The sequence below is a fragment of the Arenimonas caeni genome, from assembly GCF_003024235.1.
GTDB classification, from domain to species: Bacteria; Pseudomonadota; Gammaproteobacteria; order Xanthomonadales; family Xanthomonadaceae; genus Arenimonas; species Arenimonas caeni.
Genome location: NZ_KZ679093.1, coordinates 1 through 19383, shown reverse-complemented (window position 1 = coordinate 19383; position 19383 = coordinate 1). Strand labels below are relative to the sequence as shown.

The 19383-nt window shown below is 72.0% G+C and carries 17 protein-coding genes; 6 read left to right on the top strand and 11 right to left on the bottom strand.

All coding sequences use genetic code 11. The annotated features are described in order from the left end of the window. Positions 1 to 14: 14 nt before the first annotated feature. From C6N40_RS09925 to C6N40_RS09910, 4 genes are all read right to left on the bottom strand, one after another. Positions 15 to 911, bottom strand: coding sequence for an oxygenase MpaB family protein (locus C6N40_RS09925; protein WP_106990871.1), 897 nt, complete (start codon positions 909 to 911; stop codon positions 15 to 17). Next, the gene (locus C6N40_RS09920) at positions 911 to 2038 is read right to left on the bottom strand and encodes a DNA alkylation repair protein (protein WP_106990870.1); all 1128 of its coding nucleotides are present in this window, start codon (positions 2036 to 2038) and stop codon (positions 911 to 913) included. Before C6N40_RS09920 ends, C6N40_RS09925 begins: the two co-directional genes overlap by 1 nt. A 145-nt stretch (positions 2039 to 2183) precedes the next feature. After that, entirely contained in the window at positions 2184 to 2912 is a 729-nt protein-coding gene (locus tag C6N40_RS09915; RefSeq protein ID WP_425477693.1) for a ribonuclease H-like domain-containing protein, read from the bottom strand. Between the two features lie 116 nt (positions 2913 to 3028). Continuing rightward, on the bottom strand, positions 3029 to 5479 hold the full coding sequence (locus tag C6N40_RS09910) for a DEAD/DEAH box helicase (protein WP_106990868.1): 2451 nt from the start codon (positions 5477 to 5479) through the stop codon (positions 3029 to 3031). Between the two features lie 160 nt (positions 5480 to 5639). Here C6N40_RS09910 and C6N40_RS09905 point away from each other — a divergent pair, with 160 nt between their 5' ends. Continuing rightward, entirely contained in the window at positions 5640 to 6479 is an 840-nt protein-coding gene (locus C6N40_RS09905; RefSeq protein WP_106990867.1) for a universal stress protein, read from the top strand. A gap of 9 nt (positions 6480 to 6488) precedes the next feature. On the opposite strand, the gene C6N40_RS09900 is transcribed toward C6N40_RS09905, so the two are convergent. Together C6N40_RS09900 and C6N40_RS09895 are read right to left on the bottom strand one after the other, a co-directional pair. Further along, positions 6489 to 8357, bottom strand: coding sequence for a sensor domain-containing diguanylate cyclase (locus C6N40_RS09900; protein ID WP_106990866.1), 1869 nt, complete (start codon positions 8355 to 8357; stop codon positions 6489 to 6491). 4 nt (positions 8358 to 8361) lie between these two features. Beyond that, on the bottom strand, positions 8362 to 8730 hold the full coding sequence (locus C6N40_RS09895) for an I78 family peptidase inhibitor (protein WP_162782184.1): 369 nt from the start codon (positions 8728 to 8730) through the stop codon (positions 8362 to 8364). A 176-nt stretch (positions 8731 to 8906) separates the two neighbouring features. On the opposite strand from C6N40_RS09895, the gene C6N40_RS09890 reads away from it, so the two are divergent. The 3 genes from C6N40_RS09890 (at position 8907) to C6N40_RS09880 (ending at position 12272) form a co-directional block, all read left to right on the top strand. Further along, entirely contained in the window at positions 8907 to 9992 is a 1086-nt protein-coding gene (locus C6N40_RS09890) for an alkene reductase (protein WP_106990864.1), read from the top strand. Positions 9993 to 10104: 112 nt separating this feature from the next. Continuing rightward, positions 10105 to 11475, top strand: coding sequence for a lipase/acyltransferase domain-containing protein (locus C6N40_RS09885; RefSeq protein WP_162782183.1), 1371 nt, complete (start codon positions 10105 to 10107; stop codon positions 11473 to 11475). A 35-nt stretch (positions 11476 to 11510) separates the two neighbouring features. Next, positions 11511 to 12272: a hypothetical protein gene (locus C6N40_RS09880; protein WP_106990862.1), complete on the top strand. Its 762-nt coding sequence runs from the start codon at positions 11511 to 11513 to the stop codon at positions 12270 to 12272. Between the two features lie 21 nt (positions 12273 to 12293). On the opposite strand, the gene C6N40_RS09875 is transcribed toward C6N40_RS09880, so the two are convergent. Both C6N40_RS09875 and C6N40_RS09870 read right to left on the bottom strand, forming a co-directional pair. Then, positions 12294 to 12767 carry an OsmC family protein gene (locus tag C6N40_RS09875; protein ID WP_106990861.1) on the bottom strand — a complete coding sequence of 158 codons (474 nt, stop codon included), beginning with the start codon at positions 12765 to 12767 and terminating at the stop codon, positions 12294 to 12296. Between the two features lie 10 nt (positions 12768 to 12777). Continuing rightward, a complete protein-coding gene (locus C6N40_RS09870; protein WP_106990860.1) occupies positions 12778 to 13161 on the bottom strand; it encodes a rhodanese-like domain-containing protein in 384 nt (127 codons plus the stop codon). A 29-nt stretch (positions 13162 to 13190) separates the two neighbouring features. Here C6N40_RS09870 and C6N40_RS09865 point away from each other — a divergent pair, with 29 nt between their 5' ends. Both C6N40_RS09865 and C6N40_RS09860 read left to right on the top strand, forming a co-directional pair. Beyond that, entirely contained in the window at positions 13191 to 14243 is a 1053-nt protein-coding gene (locus C6N40_RS09865; RefSeq protein ID WP_106990859.1) for a L,D-transpeptidase, read from the top strand. Positions 14244 to 14260: 17 nt separating this feature from the next. Then, entirely contained in the window at positions 14261 to 14950 is a 690-nt protein-coding gene (locus C6N40_RS09860; RefSeq protein WP_106990858.1) for a murein L,D-transpeptidase catalytic domain family protein, read from the top strand. Positions 14951 to 14963: 13 nt separating this feature from the next. Here C6N40_RS09860 and C6N40_RS09855 read toward each other — a convergent pair whose 3' ends face one another. The 3 genes from C6N40_RS09855 to C6N40_RS09845 form a co-directional block, all read right to left on the bottom strand. Continuing rightward, positions 14964 to 15722 carry an outer membrane protein gene (locus C6N40_RS09855; protein WP_162782182.1) on the bottom strand — a complete coding sequence of 253 codons (759 nt, stop codon included), beginning with the start codon at positions 15720 to 15722 and terminating at the stop codon, positions 14964 to 14966. A 199-nt stretch (positions 15723 to 15921) separates the two neighbouring features. Further along, entirely contained in the window at positions 15922 to 18492 is a 2571-nt protein-coding gene (locus C6N40_RS09850; RefSeq protein WP_162782181.1) for a hypothetical protein, read from the bottom strand. Beyond that, positions 18489 to 19109 carry a hypothetical protein gene (locus C6N40_RS09845; protein ID WP_162782180.1) on the bottom strand — a complete coding sequence of 207 codons (621 nt, stop codon included), beginning with the start codon at positions 19107 to 19109 and terminating at the stop codon, positions 18489 to 18491. The genes C6N40_RS09850 and C6N40_RS09845 overlap by 4 nt, the downstream gene beginning before the upstream one ends. Between the last annotated feature and the right edge of the window lie 274 nt (positions 19110 to 19383).

Genomic DNA, 19383 nt, shown 5'->3' with positions numbered 1-19383 from the left:
GTCCGCAGGCCGGCTCAGAAGCCGCGGCGCACCCAGCTCGGGTCCACGCCCATGCGCCGGCAGGCGTGCTGGGCCGGGCCGTCGTCGAGCCCGGCCCGGAACAGTGGCCCGGCCAGCGACAATGCGCGGGCGGCAAGGGCGTCGCGGCGGCGCCGCGCCGGGTCGTGGCCCAACAGGTCCAGCGCCCAGTCCGGCAGCAGGGTGGCCCCGGCCCCGAGGAAGACGCGGCGCGACAGCCCCGGCAACGGCACCGGCAGCGACATCGTGTCGAGCACCGCCAGCACCTCGCGCGAGCGGCTGGTGAAGGCCAGCTCGCCGCGCACGGCCGCGAAGTAGTCCGCCACCTCGCGCTCGCTGCGCGGAACGTCGCGCGCACCAAGCATTTCGGCCACCACGCGCGCCTCGTCGTAGTAGCGATCGGCGTCGGCGGCCGGCACCGGGCCGGCGAAGCGCCGGTAACCCTGCAGGAAGCCGAAGGCCTCGGTGACGTGCACCCAGGTGAGCAACGCGGGATCGTTGGCCGAATAAGGCTGGCCGCTTTCGGTCACGCCCTGCACCTTGTCGTGGATGCGGCGCACGCGCGCCACCAGGCGCCCGGCCTCGCCGCGCGCGGCATAACTGGTGCCGGCGACGAAGTGCGTGGTCCGGCGCAGCCGGCCGACCAGATCGGTGCGGAAGTTCGAGTGGTCCCACACGCCCGACAGCGCGGCCGGATGCAGGGTCTGCAGCATCAGCGCGCACAGGCCGCCCGAGAGCATGCCGGCGAAGTCGGCGTGGATGCGCCAGGCGGCGCCGTCGGGCGGGAACAGGCCGGGGTCGCCAGCCGGCTGGTCGTAGTCGATGCCGCTCTCCCCGCGCGGGAAGGCGCGCAGGACCCAGCTTCGGAGGGGGCGGGAGAGGGGCTGGAGCATTACTTCGCCAGCGTGAAGGCGGTTTCGGCGACGACCTTGCCGTTGACCTGCAGCTCGATGCGATGCCGGCCAGGGTAGTAGCGGCGCGTGGTGATCGGCCGCAGCGAGTGCGACTTCGTCAGGCGGCGCGTTTCGCCGGCGCCGAGCTCCAGCATCCAGCCCTTGAACACCTTGGGCGAGGTGTCGCCGTTGGCCTTGACGTGGCGCACGACGTAGTCGACCACCAGCGCCTGCTTGCGCCGCGAACGGGAAACGAGCACGGCGTTGATGGCGAGCGAATCGCCCACGGCCACACGCTTTGGCGAAACCGAAAGCGTGGCTTCGCCATCGAGCTTGCCGCCCAGGCCCCAGGCCTTGAGTGTCTGCGGGTGGCCGCGCTTGACCAGCGTGCGGCTGGCGTGGCGCAGCAGCGTGGTGCGCTCCGGCGAGGCGCCGGGCAGGTGCCGCGCCAGCCATTCCGCCACCACCTGCGGATGATCCTTGGCGATGTCGTTGAGGTGGTTCGCCACGCTGCGCCGCACGTACTCGCTGGGGTCGTCCTGCAGCGCGGCGAGCAGGGGCAGCGTCGGCGAAGGATCGGCGATGAGCGATTTCACCTGCAGTCCCCAGGGCAGGCGCGGTCGGCTGCCCTCGCTGGTCCAGCGGCGCACGTGCGGACTGGAGTCGTCGCTCCAGCCCCGCAGCCGATCGATGGTGAGCGCGAAGTGGTTGACGAGGAACGGCCTCACCGCGAACTCGCTGGTGAAGCGCTGGGTGAGCTCGCGCAGCGCCAGCAGCGCGCGCTCCGGCTCGGCCTGGCCGCGGCGGGCGATGAACTCGCCAAGTGGCCAGCCGATCCAGCCGGCGAGGCCGGCCTCGCTGGTGGCGAAGGCAAGGCGGTCGTCGGTGGCCGGGGGCGCCAGCGCGGCTTCGATGACGCCGGCAGCGCGATCGAAATCATCCGGCAGCGTGCGCTCAAGGGCGTCGGCGATGTGCATGGCGCGCGCCTTCATCTCCAGCGAGTCCAGGCCGTCGAGTGCATGCGCCTCGAAACCGCGGCGGTCGAACCCGGGCCAGGCCCGGCGCAGGTGCTTGCCGCAGGCGTGCACCAGGTCGGCGCTGATCAGGTTCTTGAAGGGTTCGGGCATGGGGACGGAGGTAATTTGTGCGCCTGCGGTCAGCGTGGAGGCCGAAGCTCCTTCATGCGCACAAATTACCTCCGTCCCCGGTCCCGCGAAAGGCGTGGGGTCGGAGGTAATTTTGCAGGGCAAAATTACCTCCGACCCCGTGCGTTCAGCCGGACAGGTGCGCGAGCAGGGCGGCGAGGCTGCGCACGTCGGTGTGGTTGTGGGCCAGCACGCGGCGCAGGTCGGTGGCGGGGCCGCCGGCGAGGTAGTCGCGCCAGGCGCGCGGGGCTTCGCTGCCGGGCAGGTCGTCTTCGCGCACGACGCCCAGCACCCGATGCTCGATGGTGGCCAGGCGGCAGTTCTCCCAGCGGCCGCGCCAGCGGCGGCGTGCGGGGTGCAGCAGGTCCAGGTGCGCCAGCGGCGAAACCGGGCAGGGCAGGCGCGCCAGCCGGTAGCGCGCCTTGAGCAGGGGCGCGTCGTAGCTGCGGCCGTTGTAGCTCACCAGCACCGTGGCGGGCGACAGCCAGCGCGCGAAGGTCTCGAGCATGGCCTGCTCGGCCGCCAGCGTGGTGGTGAGCAGCTGGCGGATGCGCAGCTGGCCGTCGATGAGGTCGGCGGCGCCGATCATGAAGGCGCGCGTGCCGGTGCCGCCGGCCAGGCCGGTGGTTTCGGTGTCGAAGCACAGCACGTCGTCGCGGGCGACGTCGGTGAAGTCGCGGGCGAAGCGGGCGTCGATGGCGGGCGGCAGCGCGGGCGGTTCATGGCGCGACTCGAGGTAGCGCAGGCCCGGGGCGATTTCGTCGCCGGGCAGGTGGCGGTCGTATGCGCGCGGCGTCGGCACGGCCGCCAGCGTGCGGGTGCGAAGGCCGAGGAGGCGGCGGATGTTATCGGGCACCTGGGGAGTCGGCTGCGACCGGGCCACCTCTTCCCCAAGGGGAGAGGGGCTGGCGAGAGGGCGGCTCTTTCCCGCCTGCCGCTGCAGCGCCCGCAGCCGCTCCGCCAGCGCCGCGCTCACGACGCCTCCGCCAGCAGGCCCAGTACCTTCGCCGCCAGCGCTTTTGGCGTGCCGTCGGCCTTGTCCTCGTCGCCGGCCAGGATGGGCCCGACGCAGGCCGGGCAGCCGGCGCGGCAGTCGCAGGCGGCCACCAGTTCGCGCGCGCGCTGCAGCAGTTCCGCCTGGCGCCGCCACAGCGGTTCGCTCAGGCCGATGCCGCCGGGGTAGTTGTCGTAGAGGTAGACGGTGGGCGTGAATCGCTCGGCCGCATCCGGATGCCCCGGCTGGCCGTCAGTGCCGCGCAGCTGGCCGCGGCCGCGGCCGTCGGCCTGGGCGAACCAGGCGCCGTCGCCGCTGCCCACGGCCTGGCGCAGGTCGCGCGCCTCGGCCATCACCGCCACCGTCGCCACCAGGTGCAGCGCGTGCGCCGCGCCGAGGAAAGCGTCGAGCGCGTCCTGGCGCGAGGCGAAGGCCTGCTCGAGCGCGTCCTGCGGCAGCTGCCACCAGGCGGCGGTGGTGTGCATTTCCTGGTCGGGCAGGTTCACCGGCCCGTAGCCGATGTTCTCGTGGGTGTAGTAGCGGATCTTCTTGTAGCCCGGCACGCGCCGCACCACGTGCACCTCGCCGTGGCGGGCGCTGCCTTCGCCGGCGCGCACGCCGTCGAACTGCTCGAGCACCTTCAGGCGCGTGTAGTCGATGGCGTCGGTGTAGTAATCGACGTGCGTGCGGGTGACGTAGGCCTTGCGGCCCTCCCAGTCGAGCCGCTCCACCTGGAAGGGCACCGACTGCACCATGTGGATGGCGCCCTCGTAGAGCGTGAGCGCGGCGGCGGAATAGTCCACCTCGGCGATGATCTTCTGGGCGCCGTCGGTGCGGTCGACCACGACGAAGTTGCCGTCGGCCACCGAACGCAGCGACACCGCGTTGGCCGGGTAGCTGTCGGCGATCCAGTCCCAGCGCTGGCCTTCGGCGTGCAGCACGCCGGTTTCGGCCAGCACGTCGAGCCAGGGCGCCGGGTCCATCGGCCCGTAGCGCTCGCCGCGCAGGAAGGGCAGCTCGAAGGCGGCGCAGCGCAGGTGGTCGAGCAGGATCAGCGGCTGGTCGGGCGCGATGCGCGCGTGCTCGGGGTTGGCGGCCTCGAAGAAATCCGGGTGCCGCACCAGGTACTGGTCGAGCGGGTCGGACGAAGCCACCAGCACGCCCAGCGAGGGCTGCTGGCGCCGCCCCGCGCGGCCGACGCGCTGCCAGGTGGCGGCCACCGAACCGGGGTAGCCGTTGAGCACGACCACGTCGAGCGCGCCGATGTCCACGCCCAGTTCCAGGGCCGAGGTGCTGACGATGCCGTCCACGTGGCCGGCGCGCATGGCGCGTTCGGCCTCGCGGCGCTCGTTCGGCAGATACCCGCCGCGGTAGGCGCGGATGCGCGGCGGCTTGCGCGGGTCGTGGTCGAAGACGTCCTTGAGGTACTTGGTGAGCACCTCGACCATCGTGCGCGACTGCGCGAACACCAGCGTCTTCAACCCGGCCCGGATCGCCAGGCGCGCGATGCGGTTGGACTGCGAGCGCGCCGAGGCGCGCAGGCCCAGGTCGGGGTTCACCACCGGCGGGTTCCACAGCAGCAGGTGCTTCTCGCCCACCGGCGCGCCCGACTCGGTGATCGCCCGCACCGGCGCTTCCAGCAGCGCCTCGGCATGCGCCTTCGGGTTGCCGATGGTGGCCGAGCACAGGATGAACTGCGGCTTCGCCCCGTAGAACGCGCACACCCGCTGCAGCCGGCGCAGCACGTTGGCCAGGTGCGAGCCGAACACGCCGCGGTAGGTGTGCACTTCGTCGATGACCACGTAGCGCAGGTTCTCGAAGAACTGCGCCCACTTGGTGTGGTGCGGCAGGATGGCCTGGTGGAGCATGTCGGGGTTGGACACCACCAGGTCGGCGTGCAGGCGGATGGCCTGGCGCGCGTCGCCGGGCGTGTCGCCGTCGAAGGTGTGGCAGCGCAGGCCCAGGTTGCCGGCGCGGTTGAGTTCCAGCAGTTCGGCCACCTGGTCCTGGGCCAGCGCCTTGGTGGGGAACAGGAACAGCGCCTTGGCCTGCTGGCGCATGGCGGCCGACACCACCGGCAGCGTGTAGCACAGGCTCTTGCCCGAGGCGGTGGGCGTGACCACGACCAGGTTCTCGCCGGCCTGCGCGGCGTCCCAGGCCTCGGCCTGGTGGCTGTAGAGCCGGTCGATGCCGCGCCCGCGCAGGGCGGCGGCCAGGGCCCGGGGCAGGTCGGCCGGCAAGGGCGCGTAGCGGCCCTCGCGGGCGGGCAGCACGAAGTGGCCGGTCACCCGGTCGGCGTACTTGCCGCGCAGGCGCTGGGCCAACTGGCGCGGGTCGCGCACGCGCGGCGCCAGCGGGGCGTCGGCACCGGCCGAGGGTTCGAGCGCCAGGGCCTGGGCGTCGCGGCGGGCGAGGGCATGCTGGGACATGGGGGCTTCCGGTGGCAGGGTCCGGCCGCCATTAGCGGCCGCCACCGTCTCACTGCATGAGACACCGGGCCGGGGTAGGCTTGACCCACGTCAACGCTGCGCCGGCGCACCGGCGTAGCGTGCACCGCATCGTCCCGTGCGCGCACCGAGGAGCCTGGCCATGATCCGCGATCTTTTCGTCTTCCTGCAGGGCAATGCCGCCGATGCCGCCGCGCTCGAAGCCGCCGGGGCCCTTGCCCGCGCCCACCAGGCGCACGTGGCCGCCCTGGCGGTGGCGCATGCGCCGGTGCCGTTCGCCAGCGAGTGGGGCGTCACCGCCGTGGGCCTGGACCAGGCCGGCTACGAGGCCCTGCGCCAGAGCGCCGAGCGCGCCGCCAGCGCGGCCCGCGAGCGCCTGGCCGCCGCCGACGTCGCGCACGAGGTGCGCGTGGTCGATTCGCCCCTGGCCTGGCCGGAGGAAGTGGCGGCGCTGCACGCGCGCTACGCCGACCTGTGCGTGTTCGGCGGGCCGGTGGAGGGCGAACACGGTTCGCGCTTCGGCACCGCCTTCGATGCGCTGCTGATGCATTCGGGCCGGCCGGTGCTGATGGTGCCCGAGGGCGTGAAGGTGATGGTGCCGCCGCGCCGGGTGGTGCTGGCCTGGCAGCCGCGCCGCGAGGCCAGCCGCGCGCTGCACGACGCCCTGCCCTGGCTGCCGCGCGACTCCCGCGTGGATGTCCTCGTGGTCAATCCCGAAGCCACCGCGCTCGGCCACGGCGAAGCGCCGGGGGCCGACATCGCCCGCCACCTCGCCCGCCATGGCTGCCAGGCCAAGGTGGAGATCGTGGAGAAGGGTTCGCGCAGCACCGGCGAGGCCATCCTCGACCACTGCCGCGGCAGCGTGGCCGACCTGCTGGTGATGGGTGGCTTCAGCCACTCGCGCTGGCGCGAGCAGGTGTTCGGCGGCGTCACCCGCACCGTGCTCAACAACGCCCGCCTGCCGGTGCTGCTCTCGCACTGAGCCCGCGGCTCAGCCGATGGCCAGCCGGTTGCGTCCGCTGGCCTTGGCCGCGTAGAGCTGGCGGTCGGCGGTGCGCACCAGGGTGGCCAGGCCGGTTTCGGCGTCGTAGCGCTTGGCCAGGCCGGCGCTCACGGTCACCTTGCCCAACGGGCTGGCCGGATGGGCGATGTCGAGCGCCGCGACGTCCTCGAGGATGCGGCGCAGGATGCGCTCGGCGTGCGGCACGGCGATCGAGGTGAAGACGATGGCGAACTCTTCGCCGCCGATGCGATAGCAGCGCACGTCCCGGCGCGACTGGCTGGCCAGCACCGCGCCGACTTCGCGCAGGGCACGGTCGCCCGCCTCGTGGCCCAGCGTGTCGTTGAAGGGCTTGAAGTGGTCCACGTCCAGCATGGCCAGGGCCAGCGCCGAGGTCGGGCCGTGGCTGGCGAGCAGCTCTTCCATGTCGGCATCGAAAGCGCGGCGGTTGGGCAGCAGGGTCAGGCTGTCGGTGCGGGTGAGCTGCTCGAGCCGGGAATTGGCCTCGGCGAGTTCGCGGGTGCGCTCGGCCACCGTCGCCTCGAGCTCCTGCCGGCGCTGTTCGACCATGCGCGCCAGTTCGCGGAAGCTGCGTGCGAGGCTGCCGACTTCGCTGTCTTCGTCCACCGGCAAACTGGCTTCGGCCTGCGCGGTGTCGCCGCCGCGGGCGATGCGCTCGGCGGCGGCCTGCAGCTGCCGCACCGGCTGGCCCACGCGCCGCCCCAGCACGCTGCCCACCACCACCAGCAGGATCAGCTGCAGGCCCACGCCCAGCGCCAGCATCATGGCCGCGCCGCGATGCGCCGCGCCCGACACCTGTCCGGCATCGTAGATCGTCGCCAGCCACCAGTCCGGCCCGGCGATCCGGCTGAAAGCGACGAAGGCGCCGCTCTCCTCGTCGCGCATCACATGCGCCGGGTGGCCGCCCTCCATGTGTTCGCGGGCCATGGCGTGGATGCGCCGCGGCATGGGGTCGGCGAGTTCGTCGACGTGCAGCACGCCGTGCGCGCGCGCGCCCTCGTCGAGTTCGCGCGGGCCGGCGATCAGCTGGCCTTCGGCGCTCACCAGCAGCGTGCGCGCGCCGGCCATGCGGCTGCGCTGCAGGCGCGCGAGGATGTCGTCGAGCAGGATGTCGTGGCTGGGGTTGACCAGGTGCCGGCCGTTCTCGTCATCCACCGGCATCTGCACCGTCACCGTCCACTGGCGGGCGGTGAGGTCGAAGTACATGCCGGACCACACGGTTTCGCGATCGGGGTTGTTGGCAGGCAGCGTGGCCGCCACGACGGCGCCCGCGGTCACGTCCAGCTCGGGGCGGGCATTGAGGCCCCAGGGCACGCCGGGCCAGTGCGTCACCATCGCGTTTTCCGGCAGCGAGGCGTGCAGGTTGGCGAAGGGCCCGGTCCAGGCCGGGCCGTAGAGCCCGACCAGGTCGGTGGCGATGACCAAGCGGCGGCGCAGGTCGGCGTCGGGCTCGCCGGCGCCCGCGCCGACGAAGCCGGTGGTGTGGATCATGTAGCGGCCGTCGGCAAGGCGCAGGCCGCGGAAGTATTCCGGCGCCAGCCGGATGGCGCCGTCGGGGCCGCTGCGGTACATCGCGTCGTAGCGCGCGCCGTGGTCGATGGCCTTGTCGCGGTAGCGGCGCAGGAATTCGGCGCGGAACAGCTCCAGGTGCGCGATCGCGTCGCCGAAGGCCTGTTCCTCCTGCTGGCCCTGCAGTTCGGCATGGCGCTGCAGCTGCAGCAGCGCCCGGTCCCGCGAGACCGTATAGACGTACGCGTAACCCAGCCCGGTGGCCACCAGGACGGCCAGGCTCGACCACAGCGCAACCCGTCGCAGGACCTGGCGGGCCAGCAGGCTCATCGGCTCAGCCGCAGCGCACCACCGTGACGCGGTTTTCGTCGTCGACTTCGATGTTCACCCGGTCCTCGCGGTGATCCATCGTCACCATCATTCCCGGCTTGATCACGCGGACCCGCTGGGACTGGGTGTCGGTTCGCACCTTCTCGACCAGCGCCTCGTCGGCGACCTGGCCCACGGCCCACTGGCCGGCTTCCTGGTTACAGATCACGGGCGGATCCTCACGAATGCCCTCGTCCACCATGGCAGGCGGGGGCGGTGCGGGGGCGAAGGCCGGGTCTTCCCCGGCCGGCGTGCTTTCCGATGGCGGCGTGGCGCAGGCCGCGAGGGCGAACAGGCTGGCCAGGACCAGGCTGGCGGGACGGAGCAGGGACATGCGGTCTCTCCTCGAAGGCATGGCCCGAGCGTAACGCAGGGGCGCGTGGCCGTCTGTGCCGGGGATCCCAGGTACCCCGGAAGCATCCATGACTGCAACGATACGTCACGCCCTGGCTGGTTTGTTTCTCCTTCTGGGACGCGCATCCTAGGTGCATCCCTATGGAGACCTTGCCCATGAGCGCCAAACTGCTGTCCCCGGCCACCCTGGCCGGCCTGTCCCTCCAGAACCACGTCGTGATGGCGCCGATGACCCGCTCGCGCGCCCCCGGCAACCTGCCGGGCGAGCTGATGGCCACCTATTACGGCCAGCGCGCCGGCGCCGGCCTGCTGATCACCGAAGGCACCTCGCCCTCGCCCAACGGCCTGGGCTATGCCCGCATCCCCGGCCTGTTCAATGCCGAACAGGCCCAGGGCTGGGCCGCCGTGGCCAAGGCCGTGCACGCGCGCGGCGGCCGGGTGTCGATCCAGCTGATGCACGCCGGCCGCATCGGCCACCCGGCCAACCTGCCGGAAGGCGCCGAGCTGCTCGCGCCGTCGGCGATCGCCGCCGCGGGCCAGGTCTGGACTGATGCCCAGGGCATGCAGGACCACCCGGTGCCGCGCGAGATGAGCGCCGACGACCTCGCCCGCACCCGCGACGAGTACGTGCATTCGGCAAAGCTGGCCCGCGAGGCCGGCATCGACCTGGTCGAGCTGCACGCGGCCAACGGCTACCTGCTGGCCCAGTTCCTCAACCCCAAGTCGAACCAGCGCACCGACGCCTACGGCGGCAGCGGCGAGAACCGCCGTCGCTTCCTGCTCGAGCTGGTGGACGCCACCGTCGCCGCCATCGGCGCCGGCCGCGTGGGCGTGCGCATCTCGCCCTTCAACGCCTTCAACGACCTGGCCGCCAACTACGAGGGCGAGGCGGAGGAGACCCTGGCGCTGGTGGACGAGCTGTCGCGCCGCGGCATCGCCTACCTGAGCCTGATCGCCACCCCGGGCGCCGTGCCCGTCGAATTCGTCGACCAGGTGCGCAAGCGCTTCAGCGGCACCCTGATCCTGGCCGGCGACTACGACGCCCGGCGCGCCGAAGCCGACCTGCAGGCCGGCCGCGCCGACCTGATCGCCTTCGGCCGCCCCTTCATCGCCAACCCGGACCTGCCGGCCCGCCTGGCCAAGGGCGCGCCGCTGGCCGAGATGCAGGCCGACAAGCTCTACAGCCCCGGCCCGGAGGGTTATACCGACTACCCGACGCTGCACGAGTCGGTTGCCGCCTGAACCCGCGTCGCCCCGTCGCCCCCGTCCCTCCCCTGCGTCGCGCGGCGGGGCGGCGGCCGGGACTTCCGGCGGTGCCCGGGTTCACCCCCGGCGTGTGAGAATGCCGCCATCCATGAAGACCTTCCTGAAACGGCTGCCCTGGCTGCTGTTCGCCAGCCTCGTGCTGGCGGCATGCTCCGGCGCGCCCGCGCGCCCGGACCTGGCGCGCCTGTACGAGGCCGAAGCCGCCAACCCGGCGCAGCCGCCGGTGATCATCATCCACGGCCTGATGGGCTCGACCCTGGTCGAGCGCGAGACCGGCAAGGAGTACTGGCCGGGCGGCCTGGGTACGCTGGCCTTCAGCAACTACCGCGAGCTGGCGCGCGTGCGCGCGGTCGAGGCCGCGGGTGGCGGCCTGGTGCCCGGCGACCTGTTCTACGGCGTGGCGCGGGTGGACTACTACGGCGCGCTGATCGACGCCCTCGAGCGGGTCGGCCGCTTCCGCCGCGCCGAACCCGGGCAGCCGGTGAACGGCGGCGAAGACCGCCGCCGCTACTACGTGCTGCTCTACGACTGGCGCAAGGAGAACATCCACGCCGTCCGCCAGCTGCACGCGATGGTCGAGCAGATTCGCAAGGACTACGGCGACCCGGACCTGCCCGTGGACCTGCTGGCGCACAGCAACGGTGGCCTGATCGCCAACTACTACCTGCGCTACGGGCCCACCGACGTGCTCGACCAGCCCACGTTCACCCCCTGGGACGAGGGCGCGCACCGCATCCGCCGCATGGTGCTGCTGGGCACGCCCAACCTGGGTTCGGTGATCAGCCTCGAGCGCCTGCAGAAGGGCGTGAAGGTCGCCTTCCGCACCGTGCCGGTGGAGGTGCTGGTGACCATGGCCACGCCGTTCGAAACGCTGCCCCATCCCGAACTCCGGGTGATTTACGGCACCGACGGCAAGCTCGTCGATTTCGACATCTACGACGCCGACGCCTGGCGCGCCCGGCGCTGGGGCGTGTTCTCGCCCGAGGTCGAGCAGCGGGTGCTGGCGGCCGCGCCCGACCATGAAACCGGCGCCCTGCAGATGGCCGAGCTGCAGTCGTACTTCGTGCGCCACCTCGACCGCGGCAAGCACCTGCAGCTGGCGCTCAACCAGCCCATCCACTCCCACGGCGTGGAAGTGGCGGTGTTCGGCGGCGACTGCACGCTCACCCCAGGCCGCGCCGTGCTCGATCACGACGAGAAGGGCGAGCGGCTGGTGGTGCGCCCCGAGGAAGTGAAGGCGCGGGTGCCCGGCGTGGACTACGAGCGCCTGCTGATGCTGCCCGGCGACGGCCTGGTGACCCGCGAATCCCAGCTCGGCCGCGGCCTGGTCGAGGGCGTGGGCGCCGGTTACGACACCTTTCCCTTCGCCCAGAGCTTCTTCCTGTGCGAGCAGCACGACCAGCTGTCGGTGAACCCGTACTTCCAGAACAACCTGCTGCACTTCCTGCTGGCCCGTTGACGCCAGCCGGCCTGTCGCCGGCATAGAATGGCGGCATGAAAGACCTGCGCGCCCTGCTGATCGACTGCCGCATCGAGCTGCGCAAGCTCTCGCGCGACTTCCAGAAGACCGAGCTGTGCGAGCGCCTGGACCTGGCCATCCAGCAGGTGGCCAACGCCAGCCTGGCGCCGGCCACTGCGCCGGTGAACGAAGCCGCCCCGGGGGCGCCCTCGGAAAAGGCGCAGACCGTCAGCCAGGTTGCCCTGGCCTGGCAGACCGCCGCACGCGACCTGAAGTTCTCCGATCCCGCCATCCACGCCCGCCTGAGCGAGAAGGTGATGCGCCTGCTGGGCGCGAAAAGCCTGCTCGACCCGGCCAGCGAAATCCTCCAGCTCGAGGGCATGGTGAAGGCGGCCGAGGACCGGCAGACGGCGCAGGAAAAGGCACTCAAGGCGCTGGAGGTCGAGCGCGACGCCCTGCTCGGCGCCCTGGCCAGCGCCGCGCCGGCGCTCAAGGACGGTGGCGACCGCCTGGCCGTGGCCCTGGCCCGCGTCGCCTGGCTCAAGGCCGAGGCGGAAAAGGGCGCGTCCGCCCCCGCGCAGGCCAGGCGCGCGCCCGAGCCCCAGGACACCGTGCCCACGCCCGAACTGCTGGCCGCCGTCGCCGCCGGCGCGGCCGTGCTCAACAAGGAGCAGCGCGAGTGGTGCGTGGGCGAGGCGATGGTGCTCACCGGCTTCCAGTTCACCCCGGTGGAGCTGCTGGAGCAGGGCGATGCCGCCATCGCGAAAAAAATCATCGAGGCCCGCAAGGGCGCCTGAGTGCCCGGCCGGGGCCGGCGCTCAGGCGCCGGCTTCGAAGCTCTTGTCGCCGAGCAGCACGCGGCCTTCGACGTCGCGCACCTCCACCTCGACGTCGATGCCGTCGCGCACGCTCTGGGTGACGACGCAGAACTGTTCGAACTGCGAGAGCACGCGTTCGAACTGCTTGTGCTCGCCCGGATGCTCGGCCAGCGTGATCTCGACGCGGGCCCGCGGGATGCGCCAGCGGCCGGCCTCGTTGCGCGCCATCTCGCCGCTGATGCGGGCGGTGACCGGCCCCGGCTGGTTGCCGAACTTGCGCAGGGCGAAGGTCAGGCTGGCCGCGAGGCAGTTGGCCACCGCCGCCAGCAGCAGCTTCGACGGGTTCGGGCCCTGGCCCTGGCCCAGCGGCGCCGGCTCGTCGCTGAGCAGGTCGTCGATGCCGTCGCCGAACTCGATGCGGAAGGCGTAGCCCTCCTGCTGGTGCAGGGTGACCTCGATGCGCTTGTCGTCCACGGCGGCCTCCTCAGCGCTCGACCGGCAGGCCGGCGTTGGCCCAGCCCATGAAGCCACCGGCCAGCGACAGCGGTTCGGCGAAGCCGAGCTGGCGAAGGGCGTCGGCCGCCATCGCGCTGCGGGCGCCGCTGCGGCAGTTGAGGATGACCGGCTGGTCGCGGTGGCCCAGCGCCGGGTCCCTGACGCAGTTGACCGCCGGGTGGCCGTCGACCTCGAACTCGAGCACGCCGCGCGGGATGTTCACTGCGCCGGGGATGTGGCCCTCGGCGAACTCGCCGGGCTCGCGCACGTCCACCACCGGCACCCCGCGCGCCTGCATCTGGCGCAGCTCGTCGGGACCGATTTCGCGGATCCGTGCCTTGGCTTCGGCCACCATGTCCTGGACGGTTCTCATGCTAGACTCCAAAATATTAGGCAAAGCTAATGTATAGATCCCACCCGCCCCATGCAAGCGTTTCCCGTGCGCCCGCCCCCGGCTGGCGGGGCTGGCTGCTGGCCTGCCTGGCCTGGCCGGCGCTGGCCCTGGCCCAGCCGCCGACCCTGGCACCGGGCACCTGGCACTGGACCCCGGAGATCGCCCCGGCCGGCCCGGTGCTGGTGCTGGTGAGCCTGCCCGACCAGCGCGCCAGCGTGTACCGCAACGGCGTGCGCATCGGCGAGTCGACCGTGAGCACGGGCAAGCCCGGCTACGAGACGCCGGCCGGCGTGTTCACCATCCTGCAGAAGAAGCGCGAGCACTACTCCAACCTCTACGACGACGCGCCGATGCCGTTCATGCAGCGCCTGACCTGGGGTGGCGTCGCCCTGCACGCGGGCCGCGTGCCGGGCTACCCGGCCTCGCATGGCTGCGTGCGCCTGCCCGAGGCCTTCGCCGAGAAGCTGTTCGAGGTGACCTCGCACGGCATGACAGTGGTGATCACTGAGCGTGCCAACGTGGCGCCGATACTGGCCGAGCCCTCGCTGTTCCCGCCGTCGCCGGCGGCCGCCACGGGCACCCGCAGCACCGACCTCACGCTGCCGCCGCCGGCCAGCGCGGGCTACTCGTGGCAACCGGGGGCGGCGCCGCCCGGCGCCCTGACCGTGGTGCTGAGCACGGCGGACCGGCAGATGGTGGTGCTGCGCGAAGGCCTGGAGATCGGCCGGGCGCCGGTATCGGTGGGTGCGACGGCCCCGGCGGGTACCCGGGCCTACCTGCTGCTCGATGGCGTCCGCGACGACGTCGCCCCGGTCCTGCCCGACCGCCCGCGCCGGCGCTGGCTGCGGGTGCTGGGCGATGGCGGCGACGACCCGGCCGGCACGCTGGCCCCGGCCGCGCTGGGGGTGGACCCCGGGTTCGTGGCCCGGCTCTACGACGTGCTGGCCCCGGGCGCGACCCTGGTGGTCACCGACGAAGCCCTGGGTCCTGTCACCACGCTGACCGTCCTGCAGGCCGGGGATGAAAACCCTGATCTCGCCCCCCATCTGGAGGGGCAATGACCCCAAGGAGGCCGACCATGGCCCTGACCCGAGACCTGGCCTGGGCCCTGCTGGCCCTGGCCGGCCCCGCGCTGGCCGAGCCGGCCCTGCTCGGCGAACTGCAGGCGCAGGCGCCCGCGGCCGACCCGAAGGTGCTGGCGCTGGCGCTGGAAGCGCGCGAGTGCGCCGCCGAGAGCGCGCCCTCGGCGAGCCGGCTGGCGGTGATCGACTATTCGCGGCCGTCGACCGAGCCGCGCCTGTGGGTGTTCGACCTGGAGCGGCGCAAGCTGCTTTACGCCGAGCACGTGGCGCACGGCCGGGGCAGCGGCGAAAACCTGCCCACGACCTTCTCCAACCGCAACGGCAGCCACCAGTCGAGCCTGGGCCTGTTCGTCACCGCCGAGACCTACCACGGCGGCAATGGCTATTCGCTTCGCATGGACGGGCTGGAGCCGGGCGTGAACGATGCCGCCCGCGAGCGGCTGATCGTGATGCACGGGGCGCCGTACGTGGATCCGCTGACCGCGGCGCTGCAGGGCCGCCTGGGCCGCAGCTTCGGCTGCCCGGCGGTGCGGCCGGAGGTGGCGCGCGAGATGATCGACACGCTCAAGCAGGGGCAGCTGGTGTTCGCCTACTACCCCGACGAGGACTGGCTCGGGAGCTCGCGTTTCATCGGTTGCCGCCAGGGCGCGCTCGCGCGCGCCAGGGCCGGGGCCAGCCAGGGCTGACCCCGGCGGCGGATCAGAAGCGGTAGTTCAGGGCGATGCGGAAGGTGTCGAAGTCCGCGTCCTGGCGCACCGTTTCGAGGTACGCGGGCGAAGTGAAGGTGCTGCCCGGCAGGTAGGCGGTGTCGTAGCGCATGGTGTCGAGGTCGGTCACCAGGTACTCGCCGCGCAGCGACCACTGGTTTCCGAAGTCGAACTCGTAACCCACGCCCCACTCGGTGCCCTCGAGGGTTTCCGAGTGGCGGCCGAGCTTGAGGTAGCCACCGTTGCTCTCCACCGCGGCGAGCGCCGTGGCGTCCACCTGCACCCAGCCGACGCTGGCGAAGAACAGGTGGCGGCCGCTGGCGTAGCCGAAGCGGCCCTTGAGCGCGAGCTTGTCGTCGAGCTCGATGGCGTTGCCGAAGTCGTAGGCCAGCGCGGGGAAGGCGACGGTCGGCTGCATGCCGGTGCTGCGCGAATCGTCGAGGTCGAGCTTGCTCCAGTCGATTTCGGCGCCGAGCACGAAGCCGCCGGCGAACTGGTGCTGGTAGCCGAACTGCAGGCCGTAGGCGGCGCCGCTGGGGTCGAGGTCGGTGGACCAGGTGTCGGCCACCTCGTCGCGCAGCGCCGGGGTTTCGATGGCCCACTGGCCGTCGACGCCGACGCGGGCATCGGAGTTGCCCGAGCCGTGGCCGGCGTGCAGGCCGGCATACCAGCCGGTCCAGTCGCCGTCGGCAGCCATGGCGGCCGGGGCGGCGAGGCAGAGGGCAGCCAGCAGGGAGGTGCGGAGTTTCATTGGGGGCGTCCTTTGGATGTTGGGGTCGTCCCGCTGCCGGTGCCTGGGCATCGGCGGGGACAAGGACGAAATCGCAGCGCCGGCCCGCCGGGTGCCAGCGGGGAGGGTTCCAGGCGTCCGGCCGCACGTGGACCACATCGCTGATGCTGACGGCTCCCGTCACGAACGCCGGGGTAAAGGCCGTCTTCCGAGGCCGACCCTAGCGTGGGTTCTTCGGTGATCCGGGCCCGTTGCCGTCTCGCTCGGCGCGAAGCTTCCTTGCCCAGTCCTCCCGCATCGCGCTCGGCATGGCCATGATCTGGTCGACCAACTGCCCGACCATTTCAGTCCGCATTGGCTCGGGCATGTTGCGCAGCATCCAGGTCGCCAGGGCGCGGACTTCGGCGGCGTCGGTGGCGACATGGTCGCCGCAGGCCTCGTACAGCTCCGCCAAGGCGCTTCGGCAGCTCGCGCTCACCTGGCCGTGGCGCAGGGCATCGCAGTCCAGGGAACAAGCGCCGCCGGCATCCCCGGTGGGTTCCCGGTCGGCACGTTCGCCGCCGCGGCGCCCCAGCTGGGCCCGCATCTGCGTGACATCCTTCCCGGTGGCGGCGAAGGTCAGCAGCAGGTCGCTCGAGGCCATGTCCAGCGGATCGCCCGGAGGCCGCAGTTCGTCGGCATGCGCACGCCACACGAGGAAGTCGCCAGCCAGTTCTCCTTCCACGCCGTGCTTCGCGGCGACGAAGCGCGCGGCGTAGCGGCCGCGCACGAAGCCCAGCGTCGACTCCTCCACCTCCAGCCGGACGTCGCGCGTGCGGGCGCTAACGCCGTCCTTCCCGCGACCACCGAGTGCCGGGTCGCGCCAGTCCACGTGCACCTCGGCGCCCGGCAGGGGACCCGCGTGTCCAACCGGCACCATCGGCAGCTTCAGTTGGACGTCCGCCACCAGCGGTGGCTGCAGCGAATCGCGGTCCAGCGACGCCACTGCACCCAGGCAGATCGCCTGCATCGAGGGCGCCGGCCGTTCGCGCACGCGGGACGCGAAGCCCATCAGCGTGGCCGAGGCGGTCTTCATGGTCGCGTTGTCGCAGTCATCCTTGCCAGCCGCCGGTGCCGGGGTGGCCTGGAGCGGCCGACCTTTCCCAGGCGCCACCACGGCCGGTACGGCACGCCGTTTGTCGGGGACCCTCACCCGTGACGCAGGCTGCGCCTGCGCTGCGTCGGCCGGCTTCGTGACCTGGCCCGAGGCCGAAGCGGTACCGACGCCGAGCTGGATGTCGTAGCTGCGCCGCCGGGTCGCCAAGGGGTCGCGTGCGACGTTGGTGAAGGTGATGACGGTTTCGCCTTCGGTGCGGGACGGATTGAGCGGATCAAGCGACAGCCCGCTCCAGGCGATCGCGGGCAGGCCGGTGCTGGCGTCGGTGAAGCCGCCGGGCTTGCCCAGGTCGCTGCCGTGGATGCCGACGTGCAGGTCGTCCAGCGCGGCTTCACCACCGCCATCGGCGGCAACGGCCACAAGGGCGGCGGCCGGCCAGCCGCTCTGGCCGACGGGTGCACCGGTCCATTTCACCCGCACGCAGGCCGCGGCCAGTTCACGCACGGCAAGCTTGAAGCTGACCACCGGTTGCGCCTCGTTGATCTCGTAGCTCGGGCAACCGTCCACGAAGGCATGCCCCAGCCAGCGCTGGTGGGCGAACTCGCCCCGGCGGCTGCGCATCACCTGGTCCGGGTAAGCCACCCACCAGGCGATGAAGGCGGGCAGCGCGTCATAAAGGCCACCGACCCAGGCCGGGTGGTATTCGACCAGGCTGCGGTGGGTCCAGGCCACGCTGTCCTCGCGCAGGCTGGCGGTGCCGCGCGCCGGCGTGCGCAACAGCAGGGCGCGCGACATCGGCGTCCATTCCTTGCCGGCGGGCAGGCTGTGCTGCCAGACGAAACTCCAGAACGAGTTCGTCATGTACGAAGCCATCTGCTGGCGAGACTCCGCCGTTTTTCCGCCCGGGTAGATCGGCATCGACGGCGGCGCCGTGCGCATGTCCAGCGGATAGTCGTAGGGCCGCAGGCCCAGCGCCTTGCCGAAGCGCTGGCTGCCGCTGGCGAATCGCCGGCGGGGATCGAAGGGAGGATTGCCGAGGAAGGCAAGGCCTTCGATGCCCCAAAGCGCGATGGCGTCGGGCAGGGCTTCCGTCACCCATTTCTGCTCATGGGACTGGGTGGCGTCGTGGCCACTCCAGTGCGCGTAGCTGGCCTGTACGCCATGGAAGAGCTCGTGCGCTCCGGAGGCGGCCACCTTCTCGGGGTAGATGCCCAGGTCCGGACCGAACCCGTCCACCTCGCCGATGGCGATGACCCTGTCCCAGTCATCCTCGGCCACTCGCAATGCCTCGGTCATCCCGATTTCGCCGTAGCCGGGGCCGTACTGGGCCGCCGCCGCGCCCAGGTCCCGGACGAAGTAGAGCGGGAATACGCCGTCGCGGCGGGTGATGCGCGGCGCGCGAAGGCCCGCCGAGGCAAAGCGGGCCGCTGCGTGGGAGGCCGCCTGTTCCAGCGCCGCCTTGCGCTCGGCGCTCGGATCAAGCGGTGGCAGGAACCACGGCACGACGCCAAGCCGGGTCTCGATCGCCGCGCCCGGGCGGGGCGCGCCGGCGAAGCCTTCGGCATACACGCGGAACGGCGGCGGCCGTTCCCGCCACAGCGACTCGCTGGTGGGTTCGTCGGCGCGGCCCGACGGCGGCAGGGCCAGGGAAAGCAGCAACAGGCAGGGGATCGCGCGTCGGGCCATGCGGCTCATTCCCTGGACTGTCGGTCGTGCCGGACCTCCCCGTTGTCGTCATCGTCGTCGCAGGCGCCTGGCTCCCTCGCCTCGCAGCGCGCCCACGAGACCACCAGGCGCATGCCATCGGCCAGATTGGCCTCTGCGCCGACGAGGAGGACGGCATTGCCTTCGCCGGACTCGACAACATCCACGGTGATCGCCAGCGAACTCTCGTCGGCATCCGGGTCCGCGGGCTTGTCCAGGCACCTGGCCAGGTCCTCGCCCAGGGAGAGGGGCAGGGCATGCTGCGCCGGGTAGCGGCAGGCGTACTCTTCCTGGCGCAGGCTGACCTCGTCATCGGCGCGATGGACATGGGTCACCGTGCAGGCGGCGGCCCCGCCCAGTGCCCGGTTGGCCTCCCAGCTCTCCCGGGAGAACTCACCCTGCAGGCGGGCAAGGGTGGCCGGATCGGGCACGGGCATCGCGCCGGCGGTGACATGGGCAATCGGCTTGCCGGCAAACGTCCTGAACCCATCGTCGGCCCCGGCGACGACCTCGCGAAGCGTGCCGCAGTCGAGCTCGAACGCCGCCGAGGTGGCCGGCGACGACACCAGGGCGGCGGCCAGCAGCATCAGGAAGGGTCGAATGGGCATGGGCATCTCCGAAGGGTGCGCCGCCGGCATGGCGGGAGCTCGCCCATGGAAATACGCAGAGACGGCCGGGCGGCCGCCATGATCGGCGGCCAGGCGTCTGCAACAGGGGGGATGGCGCGCCTGGAGGGATTCGAACCCCCGGCTTCGGAAGCCGTGAAAGTTCAATCATGGCAATGAATTGCGGATGGCCTCCGTTGGTCCCGGGCCGCGACTGCGCGGTTTCCAGCGGCAAGCTCACGGGCGCTGCGAGCTCAATTGACGTCCATCCTGCGCG

Bases quoted from the DNA above. Each gene is read 5' to 3' on its own strand.
- C6N40_RS09925 (WP_106990871.1), bottom strand. From the start codon at position 911: ATGCTCCAGCCCCTCTCCCGCCCCCTCCGAAGCTGGGTCCTGCGCGCC.
- C6N40_RS09920 (WP_106990870.1), bottom strand. From the start codon at position 2,038: ATGCCCGAACCCTTCAAGAACCTGATCAGCGCCGACCTGGTGCACGCC.
- C6N40_RS09910 (WP_106990868.1), bottom strand. From the start codon at position 5,479: ATGTCCCAGCATGCCCTCGCCCGCCGCGACGCCCAGGCCCTGGCGCTC.
- C6N40_RS09905 (WP_106990867.1), top strand. From the start codon at position 5,640: ATGATCCGCGATCTTTTCGTCTTCCTGCAGGGCAATGCCGCCGATGCC.
- C6N40_RS09900 (WP_106990866.1), bottom strand. From the start codon at position 8,357: ATGAGCCTGCTGGCCCGCCAGGTCCTGCGACGGGTTGCGCTGTGGTCG.
- C6N40_RS09895 (WP_162782184.1), bottom strand. From the start codon at position 8,730: ATGTCCCTGCTCCGTCCCGCCAGCCTGGTCCTGGCCAGCCTGTTCGCC.
- C6N40_RS09890 (WP_106990864.1), top strand. From the start codon at position 8,907: ATGAGCGCCAAACTGCTGTCCCCGGCCACCCTGGCCGGCCTGTCCCTC.
- C6N40_RS09885 (WP_162782183.1), top strand. From the start codon at position 10,105: ATGAAGACCTTCCTGAAACGGCTGCCCTGGCTGCTGTTCGCCAGCCTC.
- C6N40_RS09880 (WP_106990862.1), top strand. From the start codon at position 11,511: ATGAAAGACCTGCGCGCCCTGCTGATCGACTGCCGCATCGAGCTGCGC.
- C6N40_RS09870 (WP_106990860.1), bottom strand. From the start codon at position 13,161: ATGAGAACCGTCCAGGACATGGTGGCCGAAGCCAAGGCACGGATCCGC.
- C6N40_RS09865 (WP_106990859.1), top strand. From the start codon at position 13,191: ATGTATAGATCCCACCCGCCCCATGCAAGCGTTTCCCGTGCGCCCGCC.
- C6N40_RS09860 (WP_106990858.1), top strand. From the start codon at position 14,261: ATGGCCCTGACCCGAGACCTGGCCTGGGCCCTGCTGGCCCTGGCCGGC.
- C6N40_RS09855 (WP_162782182.1), bottom strand. From the start codon at position 15,722: ATGAAACTCCGCACCTCCCTGCTGGCTGCCCTCTGCCTCGCCGCCCCG.
- C6N40_RS09850 (WP_162782181.1), bottom strand. From the start codon at position 18,492: ATGAGCCGCATGGCCCGACGCGCGATCCCCTGCCTGTTGCTGCTTTCC.
- C6N40_RS09845 (WP_162782180.1), bottom strand. From the start codon at position 19,109: ATGCCCATTCGACCCTTCCTGATGCTGCTGGCCGCCGCCCTGGTGTCG.